The sequence below is a fragment of the Enterococcus sp. DIV0756 genome, from assembly GCF_051710745.1.
GTDB lineage: Bacteria > Bacillota > Bacilli > Lactobacillales > Enterococcaceae > Enterococcus_A.
Genome location: NZ_JBIOLF010000002.1, coordinates 1347953 through 1373792, shown reverse-complemented (window position 1 = coordinate 1373792; position 25840 = coordinate 1347953). Strand labels below are relative to the sequence as shown.

Here is a 25840-nt window from a genome sequence, read left to right as displayed (position 1 = left end):
TTCACCTTACTTTGAGTACGGACTATTCTATTTTTGCCGTTCCAACTCTCCAACCGGCCGCTTACTTTCTTTCGGCTGGATCACAAGCGAAACAATTCCCGCTAAAACAAAAACGAATGCAATGAATGTAAAGGCCCCACTGTATGAGCCGCTGGTATTCACTAACCACCCTATGATCATAGGAGCAAAGAAACCACCGGAAACCCCAATCGCATTGATGATTGAATACTTGGTCGAGACTTCTCGTTCAGCAAATAACTTCACAGGTAAACTCATTAAAGTCGCAAAGCCAATGCTCGCCGACGCAACCGCAATTGCTAAGAAAATCATGCTTAACACTAACGAATCACTCATTGACAACAGAAACGCAACTAAACCACCCAGTGCAGAAGCAGCAAAGATCACTTGTTTTTCGCGATCCCTAAAATAGCGACCTATCATTGAACCAGCAAACATGGCGCTAACCATCATCACTAAACCAATCAAGGCACTCATCATCGCCATCTTATTCATCGTCAAGCTGAACTCATCAACGAGATAAGAAGCAATCCAGCCAGTCATTCCATAAACCGCCGCATTGATAAAAAATGCAGCAAAAACCATGATCCAAACATTTCGATCCTTAATCACTTCGGAGAAAGTAATATTTGACTGGCTAGCAGAAATGATTGGTTGTCCGCTGTTTTTTGGAATGCCTCGAATCATTAGAAAGCCAATTACTAATACAATCACACCGTATACGAAATACGTCATTTTCCAACCAACCGCTGTTAGTAAGGGCGCTACTAAGAGCGGTCCGACAATTCCGGCAAAGCCAGAGGAAGCAATCATTGACGACTGTACTGAACCTCGTTTTGCAGGTTCAACCTCCATTGTAATAAAGGCACTCACCGCGGATGGATACCCGGCATGCGCAAACGATCCTGCTGCAAAACGAATCAATAACAAATAAATGAACGAAAAACCGAAACCTAAACAAATCATTAATGTGCCGATCAGCAAAATCGCAAAAGTCATAATTTTCCGACTCCCCAGACGATTGCCTAAAAAACCAAAGGGAATTTGAAACAAGGTATAGCCTAAGAAAAAAGCACTTAAAATCAAGCCTTTTTGTCCAGCATTCATTCCTAAATCCTGTGCGATGGGAATGACGGACAAACTTATGATATTTTTGTCTAGATAGACACAAGTATAGCCAAGAAATATCAGAATCAATGATCGATTAATCTTGCTTTTTTCCATAAACTATACACTTTCTAGATAAGCCAGAGCTGCTTCTACATAAACAGCTGCGCCGAATGACAAAATAGATTCATCTAAAACGATTTTCGGATTATGCAGCATTAATTCTGTGTCTGCCGCAGTAATAAACATTGTAGTCGTCGGAATTCGATGACTGATCTCGCCAAAATCTTCACTCCCCATCATTGGTACAGCCAATGGAGACTCCTGCAAAACATTTGAAGGAAAGACTTTTTCTAATCCTTCTTTGATCGTTTCAGTAACGGTTTGATCAATTTCATTACTACAGCAACCATTGGTAAAATCAATGACAACTTTCGCGCCAAATGCTTGGCCAATGGATTCTGAAATTTCGACCATTCGTTGCTTAATATGTTGGCGAACTTCCTCTTTTAGGGTCCGTAATGTTCCTTTCATATAAGCCGAACTAGGGATAACATTTGAGGAGCCGGGCGTGCCACCGACAAACTCTCCGATTGTTAAAACAAAGCGTTCAGCTGAACTGATTTCGCGAGCAGAAAGAGTTTGCAGTGCATCGTAAATCTTAGTCGCCACATTAATTGGATCAATGGAAACTTCCGGCATCGAACCGTGACTACCCACGCCTTCAATCTTGATTTCAAACCAATCCGCACTGGCCATAAACGTTCCTGCCGGTGCGACAAAAACATTCTTCAGTGGCAAATCTTTGAAAGGAAAGACATGGATCATTGCTCCAGCATCAACTTTGGGACTTTCTAATACCCCTGCATCTAGACAATCCTTAGCTCCTTGCAAAATTTCTTCCCCTGGTTGGAATAAAAATTTTACTACTCCTGATAATTCCGCTTCGCGCTCTTTTAAAAGCTGCGCAGCACCTAATAACATTGTTGTATGCATATCATGTCCACACGCATGCATCGCACCATTCTCTGAGCGGAACTCCAAATCAGTGTCCTCCACCAGCGGAAGCGCATCCATATCGCCCCGCAATAAGAAAACCTTCTCTCCGTGACCGATGGTACACGTGATGCCCATCTTCCCGCATTCTTGCGGTTCATATCCATATTCAAGTACTTTTTTCCAGACAAATTCTTTTGTGGCTGGCAATTCCATTCCTACTTCTGGATTTTGGTGCAATTGTCTGCGAATCTTTACTAATTCGGTTTGCAATGCTGTCTCTTCGTTCGTTTCCATCTTGATTCCCCCTTTTGAGAAAAATCATAGCACAACAAAAGAAAAAATAGTTTTTTACTTTTTAATCTCAAAAAAAGAAAAAAAGCTGTTTCTGAATTATAGTGTTATTTTATACAAAAAAAGAAGTCAATTTCACTTGACTTCTCAACTGCTCATTTTATTGTTTTATTTAACTTTTAATGCCGCTAATTGTTTCTCGATATCCTCTTCTTCGACATCCGCGGCTAGTAGTGCACAAGCAGTATAAGCACTCTCAACCATTGCGGTATCAAATAAAGTAACCTTTTTATCCGTCATTTCGATGGCCATTTCTAAATTCATTTTGGCGCTACCTAGATCATAAAACGCTAACAGTTCATCTGCCGAATTCTCTTCGATTGCCAGTGAAATCCGCTCCATAGATGTACCAATGCCGCCATCTTCCAATCCGCCAGCAGTTGTAATGGGAACATCCTTCGCAACTTCACCAATCAAACGTTTCAACCCTTCTGGAATTTCTTTTGTATGGGAAACTAAAACAACCCCTCTACTCACTGAAAACACCTGCCTCAATCATTGATTCGAAGAAGTAAGCAGATGACATCGCACCTGGGTCAATATGACCGATTGAACGCTCTCCTACATATGAAGCACGGCCTTTTGTAGCTTTAATGTTTTTCGTTTGTTCAACAAGTATCTCTAAGGTCGCAGGATTTAAAGTACCGTTATTTAAATTATCTACTGCCGGCACCCATAAATCTAACATTGTCTTTTCACCAACCGTAGAATTTCCACGTTTCATAATACCGGCGATCGCTGCCTTCAATAAAATTTCTGGATCGCTTGTTTCCTTGCTGGCTTTCATCATTTCCATCATCGCCGTACCGTAGAGAGGTCCGGATGCTCCACCAACTTTGCTGATTAACGCCATTGCAGTCGCTTTAAAAATATCTGGCAGCTCGCCAGACAGATCCGCTGCCATTACCGCATCCATGCCTCGAGCCATATTGTTTCCATGGTCCCCGTCACCGATTGGTGTATCCAGCTCGCTCAAATAATCCTTCTTAATTTGAATTTTTTCATTGAATAATTCTAATGTTTTACGCAAATTTTCTGGTGTAAACATAATGTGCCTCCTTGAATACTTTTTCATTTAGCTTGCGATTAGTGAAATTAGCCAGCTCAAAATTCATTACCAAGCAATAGTATGAACTGGTTCATTCAATAAACGTAAACGTTCATCATCTAATTTGATCATTGTAATTGATGCACCGGCCATTTCAAGTGATGTCATATAATTACCGACTTTACTGAAGGTCAGTTCGATTCCTTCTTCGGATAAAATTTTCTTTGAATCGTTAAACAGGATAAACAACTCCATTAACGGAGTCGCCCCCATACCGTTCACAAATAAGCCGTATTTATCGCCTGATTGCCAATTGAATTCTGCTTTCAATTTACCAATAATCTCTTTCGCAATCTCGTAAGATGGTTTGATTGCTTCCCGACGATACCCCGGTTCACCATGGATACCAACTCCGAATTCCATCTCATCATCAGCTAATACGAACCCAGGTTTTCCAACCTCAGGTACAGTTGCGCCAGACAATGCGATTCCAACGGTTTTAATGTCTTTTACTAAATCTTTACCATAAGAAGCTAGTTCGGAGACCGTCTTTCCTTCACGAGCCATACCGCCGATTATTTTATGAACTAAGACAGTTCCAGCAACACCACGACGACCTTGCGTGTATGTGCTGTCTTCCACAGCAATATCGTCATCAACTAAAATCGAATCAACTTCGATATCCTCCATTTCAGCCAAGTCCTTAGCCATATCGAAGTTCATCACATCGCCAGAATAATTTTTAACGATCATGATCGTGCCTTTGCCTTTGTCCGTTGCTTTAATTGCCTCATGAATTTGATCGGGTGTTGGTGAGGTGAATACTTGTCCGCACACGGCAGCACTCAGCATGCCATCACCGACAAAGCCAGCATGTGAAGGCTCGTGGCCACTTCCTCCACCACTGACCAAAGCAACCTGATCATAATCATCACTGCGCGCTACCACTAATGTTTCAGGGACTTGCTTTACGTAATCAGGATAAGCGCCAACTAATCCACTTACCATTTCTTCCACGACATTCTTTGGATCATTGATAATTTTTTTCACTTGCGTTTCCCCCTCTGTTATCAGTGTATTCCTTTTTTCACAAATATGCTCTTACTAACATTCTATCTTCTGCTAATAATCCGTAAACCAAGGTATCTTGCCATATGGGTAACCCATTTATTGTTTTTTGAAAAAGATATTTTTTCTTAAATGAGCCTCTTTGATGAAACCTAAATTTTCTAAAAGTTTCCATGATGCTCTATTTTCCGGGTGACATTCGGCAAAAATACGATGCGCACCTTGTGCGAAAACTTGGTCAATCATAACCATGGCTGCTTCATAGGCAAAGCCTTGATGTTGATAGTCGTAGTGAAAAACGAAACCTATCTCCCAGCTGCCTTCTACGACTTCTTCCAGATAGATATTACCAATCACTTTTCCTCCAAGACAGACTGCCCAAAATTCGTCAGATTTACTATGGCTGAGGGCTATTTCTTTACTCTGTTGCTGATTGATCGGTTCATAAGGTTCAAATTTCACCACTCGTTCATCCGACAAATATTCCCAAAGATCCGCCCAATCACTAGAAAGGAATTTCCTAATTATTAGCCGTTTGGTTTTTATTTTCTTCGTTTCCTTCATGCCACTTTCTTCCTAAATTAAAAATAGACGAGGGTAATAGAAATTTCTATTACCCCATAACACTTACATAGGTAAAATCATGAACAATAGTGCTGCTAAAATGCCACCAATAATTGGACCGATGACTGGTACCCAAGCATAGCCCCAATCAGAATCGCCCTTATTTGGAATCGGTAAAAATGCGTGAGCAATTCGTGGTCCCAAGTCTCGGGCAGGATTGATGGCGTATCCGGTGGTCCCTCCAAGTGAAAGACCTATAACTAGAATCAAAATCCCAACAGCTATGGGATTTAAACCATCACCAAATTTACTCATTCCGAAAGCTAATAAAGCAAAGACCAGCATAAAGGTTCCAATAATCTCACTAATTAGGTTGGCGCCCAAGTTGCGAATTGCTGGACCGGTTGCGAATACACCTAAAATTGTCGCTTGATCTTTGGTTTCTTTCCAATGCGGATAGTAATGAATGTATACCAAAACCGCCCCAATAATAGCACCGATCATTTGGCCTAAAATATATGGGACAACCATATCCCAGCCGATTTTTCCGGCAATCGCCATACCAATCGTTACAGCAGGATTCAAATGGGCAAATGACATATAACCTGCAGCATAAGCACCAATTGTAACAGCGGCGCCCCAGCCTAAGGTAATCGCTATCCAGCCCGCTCCTTCTGCCTTTGTTTTTCGCAAACTTACTCCGGCTACAACACCATCACCTAATAATACTAAGACCATTGTTCCAATAATCTCTCCAATTACCTGCGTTGACATACTCGTGTCCATAAACTCATCCCCTTTAATTTTTTGTTACTATTCAGCTGCACAGTAAATTTTTTCTCTCATAAAAATTTAGTTGCGCTGTGCAGCTGATTTATTCACTTATTTTTCTTTAGGTTGATGTTTATATTGCATCGTCGCTTGGACTGCTTCTTGCCAGCCTGCGTAAAGATCGTCTGTCACGTCTTGATCCATCGCTGGTTCGTAGCGCTGACCATCAGAAGCGAATTTCTTAATCTCATCCACATCTTTCCAATAACCAACCGCTAATCCAGCAAGATACGCTACACCTAATGCTGTTGTTTCTAAATATGGTGCACGTTCTACCGGTGTTTGCAGAATATCTGCTTGGAACTGCAGCAATAGATCATTTTTCGATGCACCGCCATCCACACGTAATAATTTAATATCTGTACCAGAATCTTTATTCATCGTTTTCACAACATCCGCTGTTTGATACGCTAATGATTCTAAGGTTGCACGAATGAAATGTTCTTTTGTCGTTCCGCGAGTTAATCCGAAGATTGCCCCACGAGCCTGTTGATCCCAGTACGGTGCGCCTAGACCAGTGAAGGCAGGGACCACATACACATTCTCGCTGCTATCTACCCGTTTTGCATAGTCTTCAGATTGCGGAGCTTTTGTAAACATGCGCAACCCATCACGCAACCATTGAATGGCAGAACCAGCAACGAACACACTTCCTTCTAAGGCATATGTCACTTTACCGTCAATACCATAACCAATCGTGGTCAATAAACCGTTTTCAGAAAGAATTGGTTCCTCACCCGTGTTCATTACAATAAAGGCACCCGTTCCATAAGTATTCTTAACCATTCCTTTGTCAAAGGCCAGTTGACCAACGAGAGCCGCTTGCTGGTCTCCTGCCATCCCTGCGATTGGCACCTTGTTACCATAGAAATGATAATCAGCTGTATAACCATAAACCTCTGAATTTGATTTTACCTCTGGTAGAATCTCTTTTGGAATATCTAATAAATCTAAAATTTCTTGATCCCATTCCAAGTCATAAATGTTGTACATCATTGTCCGACTGGCATTCGTATAATCAGATACATGGGCTTCACCGCCTGTTAATTTCCAAACCAACCAAGTATCGATTGTTCCGAATAGTAATTCACCATTTCTTGCCCGTTCACGTGAACCTTCTACATGATCCAAGATCCATTTTACTTTGGTTGCCGAGAAATAAGAGTCGATTAACAGTCCTGTTTTCTTTTGAATCATTTCAGAGTGTCCTTGCTCTTTTAACTCATCTGCAATGTCACTTGTTTGTTTCGATTGCCAGACAATTGCGTTATAGATTGGATGTCCCGTTTCTTTTTCCCAAATGACCGTTGTTTCACGTTGATTGGTGATCCCGATTCCTTCGATTTGATCGGGTTTTAAACCGCCTTCAATTAATGATCCTGCAATAACTGATTGAACCGAGTTCCAAATCTCATTTGCATCATGTTCTACCCAGCCTGGTTTTGGAAAATGCTGCGTAAATTCTTTTTGAGAAGAACTTACTTCCTTCCCTGCTTTGTCGAAAACGATTGCCCTGCTTGACGTTGTTCCTTGATCGATTGACATGATATAAGACTCCATGTTCCCACTCCTTTTTATATTATATTTGGTGCTTTTTTAAATCCGTTAATTGAGTTTCCTTGATCTGTTGATCTAGTTCTGATTGATACGCCTCCTTCGTTCCTGCATCCCATTCAAAATAGCCAGCCATGGCATCAACAACAGCGTCTTTGATTTCCATTAAGCGATGGCTGATAAACAGCATATAGTTGGTTCGGCGTAGCAAGTAATCCACTGGTGTCACTGTCATCTCTTCTTCCATTGCATAGCGTAACGACATGGATTCCGCCAAAGATAGTCCTTCAAAAGTTCTTTGATCTTTTAAATCGAAAACTTTCTCGGCATTCGAACCGTAAAGCTCGGCAATAAACTTGGCATCTTCAGGGCTTAATCCCTGATCTTCACCTTTCTTAGCAATGGCTTCTAAGGCTTCATCGACAGTTTCCGGATCAAGTTCTCCGCCAGATACAGGATATTTTTCTGAGTCGATCAGTTTGAACTGACTGTCAGATAAAAGCTCAATAATTTTCTTCATCGCTCCTGTGGCCATCAAACGGTAATCTGTCAATTTACCACCAGATAAAATCAATAACCCATCGTCAGCAATCGTTAAATCACTGCCGCGAGAAACGGCAGAAGGATTGTCCTTAGGTTCTTCCTTTGCCGCATCAGTAATTGTCTTTTCTACTTCTGGGCGCGATTGTTTGCCTTCTGAATAATCTTTTGCTGCATGTATGATTTTTTCGAAGTTTTCGTCACTGATTTTTTCTTTCTTTGTCCCATTGTAATCGCCGCCGGCTTCACTTATCAATGGACGCAAGCCCACCCAGGCGGCTTCGATATCCTCAATCGTCAAGTTGACCTCAGGGTATCGATGATTAACGATCTTCAACAAATAATCTACATCTGACTGTTCGACGGTCGGATGATTGAAATCCCCTTGATAGTCAGTATCCGTGGTACCAAAATAGGTTTTATTTTCTCTTGGAATGACAAAGACCATTCGTCCGTCATTTTCTCCAGTGTCAAAATAAGTTGGCTGCGGCACGTTAAGTTTTTCACCATCAACAACTAAATGCACGCCTTTCGTTGGTCGCATATGCGGCTTATGATCAATATTCTTATCCAGTTTATTTACTAAATCTGACCATGGTCCTGCTGTATTAATGACCAACTTGCTATTAATAGTAACCACTTCATCAGTTAAGCAATCTTTTGCTTTCACGCCAGAAACTTTTCCTTGGTTATCATGGAAAATTTCTTCGACCTTCATACGACTGAGGGCAATCGCGCCATCATCCACCGCTCGCTTGATATTTTCAATCACTAAACGGGCATCGTTATTTCGATAGTCTAAGTACACCCCGCCGCCTAAAAGACCTTCCGAAGCTAGCTGAGGCTCCCGTTCCAAGATTTCCTCTTTACTCAGCATGTAATTTGCATATTCACCCCCAGTAATTCCAGCTAAATGATCATAAAGATCCATAGCGACTTTTACAGAAAACAGGTTGAAAGTGGAACCTGGTTCATCGAAGATCGGCAAAATCATTGGATCCGCTTTCGGAATATGTGGAGCGATCCCTTGAATAATCGCACGTTCGCTGACCGTATCCGCAACGACTTCGACATCAAATGTTTTAAGATAGCGTAACCCTCCGTGGACCAGCTTTGTCGAGCGCGAAGAGGTTCCTTCAGCAAAGTCTTGCATTTCCAGTAACGCCACAGATAATCCAGAAGCTGCCGCCTGCAAGGCGACTCCAGCTCCTGTGATTCCACCACCGATTATTACTAAATCAAATGTCTCCGCCTTTAACTGTTGAATCATTCGGTTTCGCTCATTAAAAGAAAACATACTTTTCACCTCACTCTTTTTCATTGAATATCCCTCTTTAAAATGGCAAATAATCATTACAGAATCAGTTTATCATAACGAAAAACGCTTTCAAAAGATTTGAACCGCAAGAGACTCAATCCTGCATTCCCCTACTCCCTTTAATGATACCATGCAAAGAAACCACTTTCGTTCTTTATTTTTGCTCTCTTTCTAAGATATAATTGCGGTAAATGCAGAATAAAGGGCGGATTCGTATGAAAATTTTGATTATTGAGGATAATGAGCAGATCGTCGATGTTCTAACCCGTTATTTGAACAAGGCAGAATATGAAACTGCAGTGATTCATGATGGCAAAGATGCCCTTCCCTATTTCGAACAAAACCAAGTTGATTTTGTTCTGCTGGATATTATGCTGCCAAATGTTAACGGTTTTACGATCTGTCAACAGATTCGCGAAAAATCAACGGTACCGATCATTATGATTACCGCCAAATCAGAAGATGCAGATCGTATTTTAGGACTAGAGATCGGAGCGGATGATTATATCATCAAGCCCTTCTCACCCAAGGAAGTCCTGTCAAGGATCAAGGCGATTTTGCGGAGAATCCATTTTGAAAAAGAACCTACAATTACTCAATTGTCTTTAGGCTCTCTTCGCTTATTTCTAGAAAAGCGCCAAGCGATTGGAAATGAGCAGGAAATCAAATTGACTAAAAAAGAATTTGAATTACTGGTTCTATTTGCAAAATATCCCAATAAAGTCTTTACCCGCGATAATTTACTGGACGCCGTTTGGGGATACGACTATTACGGTGATAGCCGGACTGTCGATAGCCATATCAAGCGGCTGCGGGCAAAATTGAAGAAGGCTAGCGTTACCGACTGTCAGATTGAAACCGTTTGGGGTGAAGGCTATCGAATCGAGGTTCACTCATGAAAAAGATCACAACACGACTAATCCAGCAATTTGTTGGTTTATTGCTGATTTTTGCTACCATGATCGCTCTTTTCTTTGGAGTGCTGTTCGCAAAACAGACAGAGGATCTGCATCAAGAAGAATTGACCCACCGTAGCGAATTGATTAGTGATACCTTGACCGACTATTTCAGCTCTGGCACGAAAATGGGACAAAGCGGTGGGATGGGTGGATATGGTGCTTTTTTACGCTTTCTCAATCAAATCGCTGGTGAAGAAGTCTGGGTATTAGATACTCGCATGAACCCGATTGTCTCTTCTCATCACGACAGTCCCAGCAACCAAACAGATCCGCCGAATGAAGCGAAAAAGCTAGTCACTGCTACCTTTGAGACAAAGCAAATGCAGGTAGCAAAAAAACGGAATCTGTTTCAATTACAAGAATTAACGATTGCCACTCCGGTCATAACGGATGATTCTGTGGCAGCTGTGGTCTTGATTCGTTCAAAGGTCGATATCATCCATCAAAATCAAATGTCTGGCTATTTAATGCTGTTATTGAGTCTCGTTGGTGCTGTGATCATTGCGAGTTTTCTGGCTTGGCGTTTGTCCAAACGCTTCGTTAAACCGATCGAATCGATGCGGGGATACGTAAACGAGCTGGCAAATGAACATTACGAAAAAGCTTTAACGATTCAGACAAAAGATGAGCTGCAGGAATTAGGTGATCAGCTGACCCTGTTGAGCCAACGATTAGCAGAAGCCCGTTCGGCTCGTGATCGAAAGGAACAATCGGAAAAGGATTTTCTTTCCCAAATATCCCATGAATTACGGACACCTGTTATGGTGATCAAAAGTTCACTGGAGGCGATCACCGACGGTTATTTAAGTACACAGGAAGAAAAGGACTATCTACTGCAGCTACTAAAGGAAAGCACTAACTTGGAGCGCTTGATCAATGATTTATTAGAGCTGAGCAGACTGCAATCAACCGAATTTCACCTGCAAAAGGAGCTCGTTGATCCTTTGGACTGTATCAACGACGCCCTCCGCAGCTATCGACTAGTCTTGAAGGAAAAAGACCAAGAAGTTCGACTAGAAAATGAACTGAATGAACCAAAAATGATTCATGCCGACTATCTGAGGATCACACAAGTCATTAAAATTTTGCTGGATAATGCGACGAAATATGCACCGGAGCATTCATCGATCACTGTTCGAATTGCGGTTAATCCATCCATGCTGGAAATTGATGTAAGCAACGAATGCCATGATGTGGTCGAGAATCCGGAGCAGTTATTTGAGTCCTTTCAACGGCAGAATCGTACAAATGTGAACGGAACTGGGCTTGGATTAGCCATCGCTAAGCAAGTAATTCGTCGTCATGAGGGACAAATCACCGCAGAAGGAAAGGAAAAACAATTTTTGATCAAAATTTTATTGCCTTCTGCATAGTTGCCATACTTTTGTCACATTCTCTTCCTATACTACAGTTGAAGGAGGAGATCACTCATGAGAAATCACAAAAAGAAACTGATGATAGCTTCATTGTTGTTTGTTGGTATGTTGGGCTTCAACGCAATAAAGGCAGAAGCCGCCGCAACGGTTCAAGACGTTCAAAATCTACGCTACTGTACGATTGATAACATTTATAAAACTTCAAGAGCAGATTGCCCTTTGCGACAGGATCGTCTTCTCGATCGTTTAGATGAAGACAGAACCACTAGACCAAGAAATGGCAAACAGGATGGGACTGGGTCGGGTCGCGCTGACCATCCAAGAATCGCTGATTGTCCAAGTTATGCCGCAAAGCAAACACAAGCGACTCCTGCGCCAACCGCTGAACCGACTACAACTGCCTATAGCGTCCAACCACAGGATGGTACCGGTAATCAGTACGCCCAGCAAAACAGGAGGGATGATTCTGCACAGGTAAAGAATGATGCCAATCAACCAGCCACTCAAGCACAACAGAGCCAGCAGCAGGTTCAGCAACCTGTGCAGCAAGAACCGATTCAACAACAGCAAATTCGGCAGCATCAGCAATCTACCAATCAAACGTCGCAAAATCAGGCGCCGGCTCAACAGCAGCAAAATCGTGTCCATCATAATAACACCCCTAAGCGTACGGGTGGACATCAAGGTCAACATCATTAAAATGGGACATTGATGTCCCACTAATAAAAAGACGTTTCTAATTTGCTCCGTGTGGCCGAGCGAATTAGAAACGTCTTTTTCTCAACTATTTTCTTTGAAGTCGATGGTTGTTCCCACTGATAATACGGGGAAATCTTTTGCTGCTACATGCATCGTTCCTGGCAAATCGGGCGTCTTCTTTCCATCAAACTTGATCGTCATATGATACAACTGTTTAAATGTTTCGTTCGCAGTTGTTCCGATCGCGGTAATTTCGTACTCGTTCCCATCAAAAACAATCTGGTCACCTGCCTTGATTTCTTGCTCTAACGGCTTCGCTTGAATATTATAGCAATAGTCCTTCAACCCCTCTGGTGCTTCACTTCCGAAAAGAATCAGCATTCTTTCTGATTCAAACTCTGCTGCCAAAGCACCGATTTCAACGATGGTTGTTTCAAAATAAACCATGTTTTATCCACTCCTTTCTATTGATACAATCCAAAGCTGACCAGCCACGCCACGATTACCCGAGGAACGCCCGTTAGAAATCTTGAGTACAAGACAGAAAGCACTCCGACCTCTACCGTTTCAACCTCTGCTTCTTCAAGTGCCAGCCCCACCGGAATGAAATCACATGAATTTTGCGTATTGATGGCAAATAATGCTGGTAATGCAAACTGCGGCGGGATCGTCCCTTTTCCGATTTCTACGCCGATCAGCGCTCCAATCACCTGACTGATAACTGCTCCAGGTCCCAATAGCGGTGACAAAAACGGCAACGAACAAATGAATCCTAGCAGCATCAGGCCCCAAATACTTCCAGCCAGAGGCGTCATGATTCGAGCAAAGAGATCACCGACACCTGATCCCTGAATGATTCCGATTAACAACGAGACGAAGGCCATAAACGGAATAACCGTATTGAGCATCGTCTGCACACCTTCACGAGCAGATTGGTTAAACGTAGCAACGACCTTCCCAGCGCCCATCCCGATCTTCGCGATAAAGCTGGTCTTCTTAGGTTCTTCGACGGTTTTCTTTTCTTTTACAGGTTCACTGATGGCATTTTCAAACGCAGCTGGTTCAAATTGTTTTTCTTCTTCTGCAGCTAAAACAATCTGGTTTAGCCCCACAGCAGAAACATAGATGTCTTCTTTAATGAACTCCGCCAAAGGACCGCTTTTCCCTGTAGGAATGATGTTGATCGTGGGAATCCCTTTTTTGGGATAGATTCCGCAGCGGAGTGTACCGCCGCAGTCTACGATCGCCAGTGCAACTTCTTCGTCTGGAATTGAGGTTTTAAAGCCATTCACAGATTCCATTCCTGTCAATTCCTCAATTTTATCAGCAATGGCCGGCTTCTCTCCGCCGCCTGTGATATAAATGAACTTATTCTTTTCCTTCGTTGGTGTGATCGTGATCGGTCCGCCGTAGCCGCCAGAACCTTTCGTTACGGTAATCGAATGATAGTTACTCATCTTGCTGTTCTCCTTTCAAAAGTAATTTCTTCTTAAGCTTGAATTTTGACTTCTTTTGACAGCTTAACTCCTTGGCCTTTGCAGACATAGGCGGTCGTCAAATCAGTCACCCAGCCTGCAAGGAAATTCATGACTAGACCAACCAGCATATAACGCACCGCTAGCTCTGTGGTGCTAAGTCCAAGCTGTTCGATCCCGGCCGCGATCCCTAACCAAACGAACAGCTCACCTGGATTGATATGCGGGAATACGCCATTACTGGTATGGCAAAAGTGTGAGGTCGCCGCGTAAAAGCTCGGTTTGTAATATTCCGGCATGAAACGCCCCATTGACAAGCACATTGGATTGCCCAACATAAAAGCTGATAGAAATGGCAAAATCAAGTAACGGCTGATGGGATTTTTTTAAGATAATCCCGCCAATTTTTCTACCCTGTCCTGTCCTAAAAATGCGATCAATGTATTCATCAAAACCAGCAGCATCAAGACAACGGGAACGATCCCGGTCATCCAACTGATAAAGGTCTTTCCACCAAGCTGAAACAAGTTCATAAAACTTTCCGCAAAACGTACAATGATATCCAAAACACTCAGCTCCTTTTTATTCTTTGCTTACATAGCAGCAGTTGATTCTTTACCGTCCATTTTAGATTTTCCAGTGAATACATCGGTTGATAGTTATTTTCCGTTTTTGGCTCAGGTTGGAGACAGCTTTCAACCGCATGTATGACCGCTTTTTGAGTCAGCTTATTTTCTTTAGCCAATGCTGGATGCTCCTTAGTCAGCTCTAACAGGTTCTGACCAACGACATTGGTAAAAGGTTTAAACATCGTAAAACTGCTGATTCCCTGCATCTTTTTGGCTTCATGGATCTGAAATTGTTCATCGATAGCAAATAAAATGATCGTTCCCGATGCGATCCGGCCCTTATTCACACCAATTGCTACTCGTCCCTTGCTTCTCATTTGCCGAAGCTGACGATTAAAATACTTGAACTGTCGAATGCCTAAAAGGACTTGCAGAATGTATGCGCTGATCGCTAATATTCCAATGAAGTAAATCATTTTTTCTCCTCCCTGCTATGATTTGTAAGGCTATAAATCACACATGAGCGTTCCTTCGCCATACGTAGCTTCCCAGTCCTTCGTAAACTGAGCAACGCTCGTTTCTGTCAACACATGGTTGGCACAGGCTTGAAGAACATCAAAACCCAAAGCGACTCCAGATGCACCGGCGATGGCCGCTTTTTCTACCTGCAGGGCGCTCTTGAAGGATGCCCCAATTACCTGCGTCTCATAATCCGAAAACGCGAAGGTCTTCACGATATCCGCTAAGACCTGATCCCCATCTCCTGAGATATTGCTGATACGATTGACGTATGGCGCGACGACTTTTGCTCCTGAAGCAGCGGACAATAGGGCTTGATTGACATCAATAATCGCCGTCGCGGTGATCTGGATACCTCGTTCAGTTAATTCCCGCATCGCCTTGTAGCCGACTGGACATGCAGGAATTTTTACAAATAGATTGCCGCCAACTTCATTTTGCAGACGCTCCGCATCCTTGATCATATCTTCGAAGGTCTCGCCGATCACTTGGATATGAAACGGTGTTTGTTCTCCGATAAAGTCCCGAATTTGATGGGTTCGATCAAAAAAGGCAACTTTCTTTCCCTTCAAATCATTTTTAATGATCGTCGGATTCATCGTTACTCCTGCGACAGGTAAGCAGTCAAATGCCTGCTTGACTGTTTCAAAATCTGCTGTATCGATATAATAGTTCATATTTGTTCTGTCCTTTCTTATCCTCGTGATTTTCCGCCGCTAATATTGATCGTGGTTCCTGTAATATAACTAGCGAGATCGGATGCTAAAAATGCGGTTAGTTGCCCAATTTCTGATAGCTTTCCTAAACGTCCTAAAGGAATCGCTTTTTCATAGCCGGTATCAAGCTGTTCGATCGGTACATTTCGCGTATAAGCAAAAGCCTCGTAAAGCTCCGGTGACGTCATTCCAGTTTTTTCATTGATCCCTGGTGCCACGCCCACCACGCGAATATTTGATGGTCCAAGTTCCTTTGCCCAGGAAAGAGTGAAGGAATTCACTGCACCTTTTGTGGCGGCGTAGCAGCTTTGCCCCAACGAGCCTTCCATGCCAGATTCAGAGCTGATGTTGATGATCACGCCGGATCGCTTTTTCACCATCACTTCGGCAGCTGCCTGGGAACAGAGGAATACGCCCTTTTGATTCACACCGACGATTTGATCGTAAATCTCTTCCGTCAAAACATAATTGGAATCTTTTCCATAAATATCGACCAACAGGCGCGGTTTGTTGATTCCGGCGTTGTTGACTAAAACATCTATTGTGCCAAATGCTTCTATAATCTGCTGGATCGTTCGCCGTACCTCTAGTCCATCGCTAACGTCACAGGCATAATATGTAACCCTTTCCATTTTTTCAGATGGAATCGTCAAATCGATAACGATTGTCTGTGCCGAACATTCCCTCATCGATCCCGCGATACTTTTGCCAATGCCTGAGGACCCGCCAGTAATGACTACGACCTTGTCCTTTAAACTAATTTCCACTATCTTCGCCTCCTGAATGCTATTCGTAAAAAAATGTTTTTGGCCAAACAAATCATTTTCTTGCCCAAATTATTGCAGAATATTTTTCGTTTGTGAAACTGGAAAGTAGTGACTATCTGAGAAAAAAAACTGGAAAGCTTTGATATCATTGCATTTCATAAGCATGCGCCTTTTCTCATCATGCATATTTATGCCATTTGGATAAATTTGGTAGAGGCATTCTTTTTTCTATTTTCTTCCCTTACAATAGTAGTGAGGTGGTAGATCATGGACAAAAATAAGGAAAAGCTGTTGATCAAGGTTGCTTACCTTTATTACATAGAGGAAAAAAAGCAAAGTCAGATATCTAAAGAATTGAACATCAACCAAGCAACTGTCAGCCGACTTTTGCATGAAGCCAAGGAACAGGAAATCGTCAAGATCGAGATCAGAAATGATGAATATACCAACCTAATTAAGCTAGAACGCTATGTCCAAGAAAAGTATGGATTGAAAAATGTGATCATCGCTAATCACAGCAAAAAATTAAGCGAAACAGAGAAATGCAAATCCGTCGCTAAAGAAGCCGCGATTCATTTACGACAAATCATTCAAAATGACAGTATTGTCGGACTGGCTTCAGGGAAAACGATTGAATATATGATCGAAAGTACCACTGTTAATCGAAGCACAGATGCGATTTTTGTTCCGCTGGTTGGCGCACCTGGTCATTCAAGCACTCGTTATCATGTCAATGCTGTTGTTTATGAGATTGCGAAACAATACGATGGAAAAAGTATTTTTATCAATGCAACTGCCGTACAAGAAGATAAAGAGACCCGAAATAACATTGTCAATGCAAAGTACTTCGAAGAAATCAAAGCCTATTGGGAGAAGCTGGATATCGCGTTGATCGGCGTCGGTGAGCCTTATAAGCAACCGTTGAAATACTGGAATGAGCAGCTGACGCCTGCGGATATGGAGGAAATGAAGCTATACGATGCGGCGGCTGAAAGCTGCTGCACCTTTATTGATCGAGAGGGTAAGATCATAAAAAATGATCAGTACGAACGAAAAATCGGTATCGATCTCTCAACACTTAAGGATGTTCCCCACTCGATTGTCGTTGTCCAAAGTAAGAAAAAAGCCGCACCGCTAACCGCTATACTTAAGTCAGGCTTCATTAATACCTTGGTCACTGACAAAGAGACGATACTAGAGGTTTTGAAAAGGAGTAAGGATCAGAATTATCAACAATTTCAATAAAGAAGCCGACTTTGGGTTATTGTACAAAAAAAACACCTCTGTCTCACTTCTCAAGAACTGAATCAGAGGTGTTGATTGTTTTTATCGATCTTTTCTTGCTCTTAACGCTGACAATATTGAAACCGTATCAATTACCTCCTGAAGCGCTGCGCCTAGCAATGCAGGAATAACTCCAGTACTTGCGATCAGCATCAAGATGACACAAATTACGATCCCAATCAATACAGACTGGCGGGCAATCCGCATGGTATCTTGTGACAAACGAACAGCTTCGGACACACGACTCAAATCATCCTTCAAAATAACTGCATCTGCACTTTCACTAGCAGCAGTTGATCCATGAGCCCCCATCGCGATTCCGACATCCGCAACGGCAAGCGCAGGTGCATCGTTGACACCATCCCCAACCATAATCCCTGGACGATCTCCATCACTCAAAGTCTTAATCACGTTGATCTTTTCTTCCGGTAAGCACTCAGCATGTACCTCAGAGATCCCCACTTCTTCTGCGATCTGTTTAGCGATGGATTGATGATCCCCCGTCAGCATAATTGTTTTTGTGATTCCCAATTGATTCAACTCTTTGATGGTTTCCGCTGATTCTTCACGAACAATATCTGTAAAAGTAATGTACCCAACATATTGACCAGCAATCGATACATAAACAGCTGTTTTTTCACTACTCAACTCGGTATTAGAACCAGCGAAGGCTGCTTTTCCTACACGAATTTCCTTGTCTTCGACTATTGCTTGAATCCCTTGACCAGTAACTTCCTCAAGGTTTGCTACAGGTAATAAAGAAAGCTTTTCTGCTTTTGCATAAGCAATTAATGAGCGGGCTAAAATATGACTGGATTCTTGTTCACCACTAGCTGCATAGATCACTAGGTCTTCTCTCGAAATGTTTTCAGAAACCACCTTTATCTCCTCAACAGATAATTTGCCTTCCGTTAATGTCCCAGTTTTATCAAAAGCGATGCTTTTTGCCCGCACTAACTTTTCAATCGTTGTCCCCGTCTTTACGACAATCCCATTGCGACTTGAACGGCTCATACCGGCCACTAAAGCCACAGGTGCAGCCAAAATCAGTGGACAAGGAGAGGCCACTACTAATACTTCCGCAAAGCGTACTGGGTCTTTTGATACAAACCAAGCAATTCCGCCAATAATATAGGCAATAAGAGTAAAAGGTACCGCGTATCGATCAGCTAAACGTACAAAATGAGCCGGTTTGGCCTCAGATTCTTGAACTAATTTTACCAATGTTTGATATTGACTGTCTTTTGCAGATTTTGTCACTTTAAACCGTAATGCGGCATCACCGTTGATTGATCCAGACATCAACTCGTCGTTTATCTGCTTTTCTATTGGTTTGGATTCCCCTGTCAAGGAAGACTCGTCAACAAACGATTCACCTGCAATTACTCGCCCATCAACCGGAACCAGCTCACCTGGTTTTACTAAGATCGTATCCCCAACCTGAACCTCATCAACCTTCAGCTCTGTAACTTCTTCTCCATCGATCCGGTGCGCGATTTGAGGTGAATTATTTAAAAGCGACTGCAATTCGCGACCCGCTTGATGGCTTGCATAATCCTCAAGACTATCTCCGCCTGTTAACATAACCAAAACCATTAAGCTTGCCCAATACTCGCCCACTAATAACGTAGCAACAATGGCTGTAATAGCTAAAATATCAACCCCATATTTTCCTGAACGAAGTGTTTGTACCATGCCGATCAGCATAGAAATTGTCATAATCCCGCCAACTATGGCTATCAGCCAAAAAGCGACTCGTGCTTGGTGAAACCCAAATTCTAAAATCAAAGCAACAATCCCAACTGTCACAGTTAATAAAAACTTCTTTAAATTACTCATATTCTATGCCTCCATCTTTCTTCATTTTTAGACTAGCACTGTATACTTCTAATTGAAAACAGAAACATCTAAATGAGAAAGATAATCATTATTCACAACAACAGATCTATTCTTTTTTATAATTAGTATAATAAAAACTATCAAAAAAGAGCACTTTATAAGAATTTCAAAGAAAGAAACCTGAATACTGTTCTCATTACTAATTGATCAGGATTTATTTAACCAACTTCAATAACTGTTTCATGAATCAATCAAAAAAACAATGGAAAACAGGCAAATGATAATGCCAATATTCCATTGCTTTTTCTTCGACTGATACTATTCTTACTCCGCGCGGTGATCCCGCAGGCGATATCCTACACCGATCTCAGTAATTAAATACTCGGGTTTTAAGGTATCCTTTTCAATTTTTTTTCGTATATTAGACATGTTCACGCGCAAGGTTTGCGAATCATCGCTATAGGGCCCCCAGACCTCAGTCATCAGGGTTTGATAGGTGACCACTTTGCCTATTTGTCGAAACATCAAGGCCAAAATCCGATACTCGTTTTTAGTCAAATGAATTTCTTGTCCTTCTTTATAAACTAATTGTCTGTCGAAATCAATCTTCAAGGCGTTGTTTTCTACAACGGACACAGTCTCTGCTTGCACTTTTTGGTGACGTAGAGCTGTGCGAATTCTTGCTAACAGTTCATTGGTGCCAAATGGTTTTGTAACGTAATCATCCGCACCTAAATCTAATGCTTTGACTTTTTCTGCCTCGTTGTTTCGAGCGGAAATGATAATGATCGGCAAATGCATTCTTTTGCGTAAAATTTTTAACAAATCGATGCCGTCAATATCGGGTAACCCTAAGTCTAATAAAACTAGGTCAATCGAAGTGGTCTGAAATGCCGTCAACGCCTCCATCCCCGTATTGGCGACCGTTAGCTGGTAACATTGCTGGTCTAAAACAACCTCCATAAAATCCGTAATATTCGGATCATCTTCAATTAGTAAAATAGCAGGCTTCATGAACATCCTCCTCACTTCAAATAAATTCTGACAAGCGTCTTCCCTTCACCAACAGTCATTTCCATGGTCCCATTATGAGCATGGACAATCGTTTTGACAATGCTCAAGCCGATGCCTAATCCATTTTTCGAATCCACCGGTACTTCATTTGTACTAGATAAATTTGTTTGAATTTTCTCAAATTGCTTTAATGGGATCTCTCCGTAATTCTCGATCTCGAAGACTGTTTGATTGTTTTCTTGATGTACAGTCAACTTGACTGGTCGAGCTTTTTCACCATGGCGAAAGGCATTTTCCACTAAATTGAATAGGGTCTGTTCGATCAAGATCGGATCTACTTGAATGAAAATCACGTTTTCTGGCAACTGTAGCGTAACTTGTCCCTCTGGATAGACCTTTTTTAAATGCTGATAGACCGCTTCGATGATTTCCTCCACTGGTTCTGCTGTTTTGTTGACCTTCATCGTATCCATATTAATACGTGTGATGGACAATAGATTTTCTACCATTCGAATCAGCCATTGAGATTCCTCTTGTATATCCTTCAATAGTTTTTGCCGCGTTTCTTCTTTTAAATCAGCACCAACACCTAACGTTTCGGCGATACCAGAAATAACAGTTAACGGCGTTCTGAGATCATGAGACACAGCGCGTAATAAGTTGCTGCGAACTTTTTCTCTTTCATTCTCTAATTCTACCTGTTCCTTCTCATTCTTCAATTCAGTTTGTTCCAAAATAACAGCAATTTGAGTTAAAACTAGTTTTAAATAATTGAGTTGATCATTTTCTAGATCTAATCCCGCATTGCGTTCAATTCCTAATACTGCTAGCGTTTTTCCACTGGCAATGATAGGTAGGTAAAATCCCTTAGCACCGATCAGCGTATCCGTGCCGTTTCCTGCTTCCTTTTGATTCTTAGCAGTCCAAAAAGCAACAGCGGCTTCTTCCTTTGTGCTTAAAATCGAGGTTTTCCCGCCGACGCAATGAACACTTTCGACCATCGCTTGGCGATCAAACAAAATCACCTCTCGTTCCAACAGTCTGGATAAATAGGTCGCTGAAATATCTAAAATTTGATTGCGACTGTCTGCCAGTACATATTGTTTATTGAGCTCATAGAGGATTTCCATTTGATGCTCTTTTTCCATCGAGCTTTCCGCTTGTTTCTTTAAGCGAACCATCAAATTACTGATCAGAATCGCAACCAAACACATAATTACTAATGTGATTGGATACCCTTGCTTGTAAACGGTCAACGAATACAGAGGTTCGACAAAAAACCAGTTAAAAGACAAGACACTTAAAATAGAAGCAAGTGCACTCCAAAAGTAACCAGAGGTCATTCGTGCGACTAATAAGATGAAAAAGATATAAATCAACATTAGATTTTGATCCCCGATATGAATGTATTGCATCAACTCGGTCACAATGGTCGCCAAAAATACGCCGCCTAAAGCGATACCCAAATCTTTTCCGCCGCCTTCAATCACCTTTCGAGTCTTAAGAAAGAGTGATTGTTTTTCTTCATTAAATGGTATCAGATGAAGTTCCGTATCATTTAATCGCTTCAATAATCGATCATCAAACGCTTCAACAAAAATTTTTTCATACCAAGGTTGCCGAAGATTTTTTCCCATAATAATGTCCGTAACACCTGTCATTTTTGCAAACTCGACAATCGTTTCAAAACTATCATCTTCTTCAATACTAATCACTTCAGCCCCTAACTTTTCCGCCAAGGGGATATTGGTTGGTGTATTTTCTTGGGTACGAATCTGAATCACTGTCCAATCCGCACCTAATCCCTGCGCTAAACGAGCTGTCCAGCGAATTGATTTTTCTGTCATTTTAGGAAAAACATCATTTACTACTGTCAACAGCTTGCTTTGAATCCCAATTGTTTTGGCACTGATTCGGTTAATATGATCCGAGGCACGTTGAATCGCTAATCCCCTCAGTTGATCTAGTTTTTGCGGGATGAAGAAATTTTGCAGCGCACGTTTCGCATTTTCATTGGCGTAAATTTTTCCTTGCTCTAATCGCTCAATTAATTCATCCGGCTCTACATCGACGACTTTAATTGTCGCCTGCTGCAGGAACGTATCTGGTACCGTTTCTTTGACTTCAATACCCGTAACCTCCTCAACGATATCGTTCAAACTCTCAATATGTTGAACATTGACTGTTGTAAAGACATTGATTCCTGCATTCAGCAGTTCATCGACATCCTGATATCGTTTACGGTTTCGCGAGCCTTCAGCGTTTGTATGTGCCAGCTCATCAATCAAAACAATTTCGGGTTTTTGCTGAATTATTTGATCAATATCAGGTTCCGTTAAAATCATTTGTTTGTAAATAATTTTTTTTGGCGGAATTTGTGGCAGGCCTTCCAATAATCGATTGGTATCTGGACGATCATGAGGTTCAATGTAGCCAACAACGACATTTTTACCCATCAGTAATAATTCATGAGCTTCCGACAGCATGCTGTACGTTTTTCCTACTCCAGCAGCAAATCCAAAAAATACCCGCAAACGACCACGACAGCCATCCCCTTTTGGCTTTTCTTCCAATTGCCCTCCTCCTTCCTATGCACAACAATTCTCTAACCATCATCTGCGGTTAGAGAATTCGTTCGTATTATACTTCTAGTTTATCTAAAGCGAGGTTCAACTGCAAAACATTGACATAGCGCCGATCAGAAAACCAGTCCTTTTGCACCTGCTTGTTGATTATTTTATGAACAACTTGTTTGGAAACCCCACGTTCATTGGCAATGCGGGGGATTTGAAACTCTGCTGCAGCCAAACTGATATTGGGGTCTACTCCACTAGCCGAAGCTGTGACTAAATCATTCGGCACCTCTTTCTCTGTAGGATTTTTCGTTAATTCCGCTTGTGTCCGTTTTTTAACTAACTGTATCTGTTCCTCAGAAATAGGGGATAACTGACTAACTTTCTCGCTGCGTCCTGAAAAATACTTATCCTGATCAAACGTTTGGCCGATCAGCTTTGAACCCACGACTTTGTCATCCTTCATTACTTGACTACCGTTTGCTTGATCTGAAAAGAATAGTTGACCAATGCCGGTAATCGCTAGCGTATAGCATCCTCCAAAAACAATTAAACTTAAGATCAGAAAGCGTATACTACTTAGAATACTTCTTTTCATCATTCCTGCTCCTTCCTTATAAGATAATCAGCGAAAGTATGACATCAATAAGCTTGATGAAAATAAATGGTGCAACAATTCCGCCCAGACCGTAAATCAATAAGTTGTGACGTAAAATCTGACTAGCTGGTTTTTCCTGATACTTCACACCTTTCAGTGCCAATGGAATCAATGCGATGATTACTACTGCGTTATAAATAACAGCGGATAAAATCGCCGTCAACGGACTTCCTAACCCCATGATATTCAAACGATCAAGTTGCGGATAAATACTATAAAATAAGACGGGAATCACTGCGAAATACTTGGCGATATCATTTGCAATGCTGAAGGTTGTCAGTGCTCCGCGCGTCATCAGCAATTGTTTCCCAATCTGCACCACCTGCAAAAGTTTGGTTGGGCTAGAATCTAAGTCAATCATATTTCCTGCTTCTTTAGCGGCTTGGGTCCCTGTATTCATCGCCATAGCCACATCCGCTTGGGCTAATGCGGGCGCATCATTGGTCCCATCCCCTGTCATAGCGACCAAGTGACCTTTTTCCTGATAATCACGGATTAAATTCATTTTGTTCTCAGGTGTTGCTTCCGCCAGAAAATCATCTACCCCTGCTTCTGCCGCGATTGCCGCTGCAGTCAACGGATTATCACCCGTAATCATAATTGTTTTGATCCCCATTTTACGCATATCTGCAAATTTATCTTTGACACCATTTTTTACAATATCTTTTAAATAGACGACTCCCATTACACGGTCATTTTTAACTACAACTAATGGTGTACCGCCAGCGCGCGCGATTTTGTCAACAATTTCGTCACATTCAGCAGGATACGTTTTGCCTTTTGACTGAACATATTTTTTCATGGTATCTGCTGCACCCTTACGAATCTCATCACCACGATAATCGATTCCACTCATCCGTGTTTTGGCGCTGAAATCAATAAATTTTACTTCCGATTGTTGAAATTCTCTTTCCCGCAAATTGAACCGTTCCTTTGCCAAAATCACGATACTGCGGCCTTCTGCCGTTTCATCGGCTAAAGAAGATAATTGTGCCGCATCGGCAAGCTGCTCCTCACTGACACCATTCACTGGTAAAAATTCGCTGGCACGACGATTTCCTAGTGTTATGGTTCCTGTTTTGTCTAATAGAAGAACATCCACATCACCTGATGCTTCGATTGCGCGACCGCTCATCGCAATCACATTTTCCTTCGTTAAGCGACTCATCCCAGCAATCCCTATAGAGGAAATCAATGCACCAATCGTCGTTGGAGCCAAGCAAATCAATAGAGCGATAACGATGATCAGCGATAAAGCTTCACCTTTTCCCGATAACTGACTACTAAAATCGGTAAACGGCACCAAGGTAATCGAAACCGTTAAGAAAATGATTGTTAAGGTAATCAAGAAAATTTGCATTCCAATCTCATTTGGTGTCTTTTTTCGTTGAGTACCCTCTACCATCGCGATCATTTTATCCAAGAAAGACTGTCCGTTTTCTGAAGTTACACGAATCACGAGATAATCTGAAACAACAGTTGTGCCACCTGTAACCGCACTACGGTCACCACCAGATTCACGAATTACTGGAGCGGATTCACCTGTGATGGCACTTTCATCGACAGAAGCCGCGCCATCGATTACGTCACCATCGGCTGGAATTTGTTCTCCCGCACGAACATAGACCAAATCACCTCGTTTTAAATCAGAAGACCTCAACTCAATGAAATTTTCTTCCTTAATATCTGCCAAACTATTTATTTTGTAGGTCATGACTTCTTTCTTTGCCTGCTTTAAACTATCAGCCTGTGCTTTTCCGCGGCCTTCTGCCACAGCTTCAGCGAAATTAGCAAAGAGCAACGTTAACCATAAAAATGCTGTGATAGAAATACTGAACCATATCGGCACGCCCATCGGATAAAAACAGAGCACCGTTGTGATAATGGCTCCCAAATAGACAACGAACATGACAGGATTCTTAATTTGTTGGCGCGGGTCTAACTTTTTAAAAGATTGACCCACCGCCCATTGATAGATTTTCTTCATTTTCATT

Annotated in this window: 23 protein-coding genes and 1 pseudogene; 4 read left to right on the top strand and 20 right to left on the bottom strand. The window is 41.9% G+C overall.

Annotated features, from left to right (window positions below):
- Nucleotides 1-27: 27 nt before the first annotated feature.
- The 9 genes from IGI44_RS22920 to glpO form a co-directional block, all read right to left on the bottom strand.
- A complete protein-coding gene (locus tag IGI44_RS22920; RefSeq protein WP_438790218.1) occupies nucleotides 28-1242 on the bottom strand; it encodes an MFS transporter in 1215 nt (404 codons plus the stop codon).
- Between the two features lie 3 nt (nucleotides 1243-1245).
- A complete protein-coding gene (locus IGI44_RS22915) occupies nucleotides 1246-2418 on the bottom strand; it encodes a M20 metallopeptidase family protein (RefSeq protein WP_438790217.1) in 1173 nt (390 codons plus the stop codon).
- Nucleotides 2419-2583: 165 nt separating this feature from the next.
- Nucleotides 2584-2952, bottom strand: coding sequence for a dihydroxyacetone kinase phosphoryl donor subunit DhaM (gene dhaM / locus IGI44_RS22910; protein ID WP_438790216.1), 369 nt, complete (start codon nucleotides 2950-2952; stop codon nucleotides 2584-2586).
- The gene (gene dhaL / locus IGI44_RS22905; RefSeq protein WP_438790215.1) at nucleotides 2945-3523 is read right to left on the bottom strand and encodes a dihydroxyacetone kinase subunit DhaL; all 579 of its coding nucleotides are present in this window, start codon (nucleotides 3521-3523) and stop codon (nucleotides 2945-2947) included. Before dhaL ends, dhaM begins: the two co-directional genes overlap by 8 nt.
- A 66-nt stretch (nucleotides 3524-3589) precedes the next feature.
- The gene (gene dhaK, locus IGI44_RS22900; protein WP_438790214.1) at nucleotides 3590-4573 is read right to left on the bottom strand and encodes a dihydroxyacetone kinase subunit DhaK; all 984 of its coding nucleotides are present in this window, start codon (nucleotides 4571-4573) and stop codon (nucleotides 3590-3592) included.
- 117 nt (nucleotides 4574-4690) lie between these two features.
- Nucleotides 4691-5155: a GNAT family N-acetyltransferase gene (locus tag IGI44_RS22895; RefSeq protein ID WP_438790213.1), complete on the bottom strand. Its 465-nt coding sequence runs from the start codon at nucleotides 5153-5155 to the stop codon at nucleotides 4691-4693.
- Between the two features lie 63 nt (nucleotides 5156-5218).
- Entirely contained in the window at nucleotides 5219-5941 is a 723-nt protein-coding gene (locus tag IGI44_RS22890) for an MIP/aquaporin family protein (protein WP_438790212.1), read from the bottom strand.
- A gap of 96 nt (nucleotides 5942-6037) precedes the next feature.
- Complete coding sequence (gene glpK / locus IGI44_RS22885) at nucleotides 6038-7546, bottom strand: glycerol kinase GlpK (RefSeq protein ID WP_438790211.1); 1509 nt, start codon at nucleotides 7544-7546, stop codon at nucleotides 6038-6040.
- A gap of 19 nt (nucleotides 7547-7565) precedes the next feature.
- On the bottom strand, nucleotides 7566-9377 hold the full coding sequence (gene glpO / locus IGI44_RS22880; RefSeq protein WP_438790314.1) for a type 1 glycerol-3-phosphate oxidase: 1812 nt from the start codon (nucleotides 9375-9377) through the stop codon (nucleotides 7566-7568).
- Between the two features lie 236 nt (nucleotides 9378-9613).
- Here glpO and IGI44_RS22875 point away from each other — a divergent pair, with 236 nt between their 5' ends.
- From IGI44_RS22875 to IGI44_RS22865, 3 genes are read left to right on the top strand one after another with little or no spacing between them, the layout of a single operon-like run.
- Nucleotides 9614-10297: a response regulator transcription factor gene (locus tag IGI44_RS22875; protein ID WP_438790210.1), complete on the top strand. Its 684-nt coding sequence runs from the start codon at nucleotides 9614-9616 to the stop codon at nucleotides 10295-10297.
- On the top strand, nucleotides 10294-11730 hold the full coding sequence (locus tag IGI44_RS22870) for a HAMP domain-containing sensor histidine kinase (protein ID WP_438790209.1): 1437 nt from the start codon (nucleotides 10294-10296) through the stop codon (nucleotides 11728-11730). The genes IGI44_RS22875 and IGI44_RS22870 overlap by 4 nt, the downstream gene beginning before the upstream one ends.
- Before the next feature lie 57 nt (nucleotides 11731-11787).
- Complete coding sequence (locus IGI44_RS22865; RefSeq protein WP_438790208.1) at nucleotides 11788-12432, top strand: hypothetical protein; 645 nt, start codon at nucleotides 11788-11790, stop codon at nucleotides 12430-12432.
- 81 nt (nucleotides 12433-12513) lie between these two features.
- Here IGI44_RS22865 and IGI44_RS22860 read toward each other — a convergent pair whose 3' ends face one another.
- The 6 genes and pseudogenes from IGI44_RS22860 to IGI44_RS22835 all read right to left on the bottom strand — a co-directional run bounded on the left by IGI44_RS22860 (nucleotide 12514) and on the right by IGI44_RS22835 (nucleotide 16478).
- Nucleotides 12514-12879: a PTS glucitol/sorbitol transporter subunit IIA gene (locus IGI44_RS22860; protein WP_438790207.1), complete on the bottom strand. Its 366-nt coding sequence runs from the start codon at nucleotides 12877-12879 to the stop codon at nucleotides 12514-12516.
- 17 nt (nucleotides 12880-12896) lie between these two features.
- Nucleotides 12897-13889 carry a PTS glucitol/sorbitol transporter subunit IIB gene (srlE, locus tag IGI44_RS22855; RefSeq protein ID WP_438790206.1) on the bottom strand — a complete coding sequence of 331 codons (993 nt, stop codon included), beginning with the start codon at nucleotides 13887-13889 and terminating at the stop codon, nucleotides 12897-12899.
- Nucleotides 13890-13921: 32 nt separating this feature from the next.
- Nucleotides 13922-14473, bottom strand: a pseudogene (srlA, locus tag IGI44_RS22850) (PTS glucitol/sorbitol transporter subunit IIC).
- A gap of 5 nt (nucleotides 14474-14478) precedes the next feature.
- The gene (locus IGI44_RS22845; RefSeq protein ID WP_438790205.1) at nucleotides 14479-14952 is read right to left on the bottom strand and encodes a transcriptional regulator GutM; all 474 of its coding nucleotides are present in this window, start codon (nucleotides 14950-14952) and stop codon (nucleotides 14479-14481) included.
- A 30-nt stretch (nucleotides 14953-14982) separates the two neighbouring features.
- Complete coding sequence (locus IGI44_RS22840; RefSeq protein WP_438790204.1) at nucleotides 14983-15672, bottom strand: transaldolase family protein; 690 nt, start codon at nucleotides 15670-15672, stop codon at nucleotides 14983-14985.
- 17 nt (nucleotides 15673-15689) lie between these two features.
- Nucleotides 15690-16478, bottom strand: a complete 789-nt coding sequence (locus IGI44_RS22835; RefSeq protein WP_438790203.1) for a sorbitol-6-phosphate dehydrogenase subunit — start codon at nucleotides 16476-16478, stop codon at nucleotides 15690-15692.
- A 267-nt stretch (nucleotides 16479-16745) separates the two neighbouring features.
- On the opposite strand from IGI44_RS22835, the gene IGI44_RS22830 reads away from it, so the two are divergent.
- Nucleotides 16746-17723: a sugar-binding transcriptional regulator gene (locus IGI44_RS22830; protein ID WP_438790202.1), complete on the top strand. Its 978-nt coding sequence runs from the start codon at nucleotides 16746-16748 to the stop codon at nucleotides 17721-17723.
- Nucleotides 17724-17804: 81 nt separating this feature from the next.
- Here IGI44_RS22830 and IGI44_RS22825 read toward each other — a convergent pair whose 3' ends face one another.
- From IGI44_RS22825 to kdpB, 5 genes are all read right to left on the bottom strand, one after another.
- Nucleotides 17805-19601: a heavy metal translocating P-type ATPase gene (locus IGI44_RS22825; RefSeq protein ID WP_438790201.1), complete on the bottom strand. Its 1797-nt coding sequence runs from the start codon at nucleotides 19599-19601 to the stop codon at nucleotides 17805-17807.
- Nucleotides 19602-19925: 324 nt separating this feature from the next.
- The gene (locus IGI44_RS22820) at nucleotides 19926-20615 is read right to left on the bottom strand and encodes a response regulator transcription factor (RefSeq protein WP_438790200.1); all 690 of its coding nucleotides are present in this window, start codon (nucleotides 20613-20615) and stop codon (nucleotides 19926-19928) included.
- A gap of 11 nt (nucleotides 20616-20626) precedes the next feature.
- Entirely contained in the window at nucleotides 20627-23188 is a 2562-nt protein-coding gene (locus IGI44_RS22815) for a DUF4118 domain-containing protein (protein WP_438790199.1), read from the bottom strand.
- Nucleotides 23189-23255: 67 nt separating this feature from the next.
- A complete protein-coding gene (locus IGI44_RS22810; RefSeq protein WP_438790313.1) occupies nucleotides 23256-23786 on the bottom strand; it encodes a potassium-transporting ATPase subunit C in 531 nt (176 codons plus the stop codon).
- Nucleotides 23787-23802: 16 nt separating this feature from the next.
- The gene (gene kdpB, locus IGI44_RS22805) at nucleotides 23803-25833 is read right to left on the bottom strand and encodes a potassium-transporting ATPase subunit KdpB (protein WP_438790198.1); all 2031 of its coding nucleotides are present in this window, start codon (nucleotides 25831-25833) and stop codon (nucleotides 23803-23805) included.
- Nucleotides 25834-25840 lie beyond the last annotated feature (7 nt).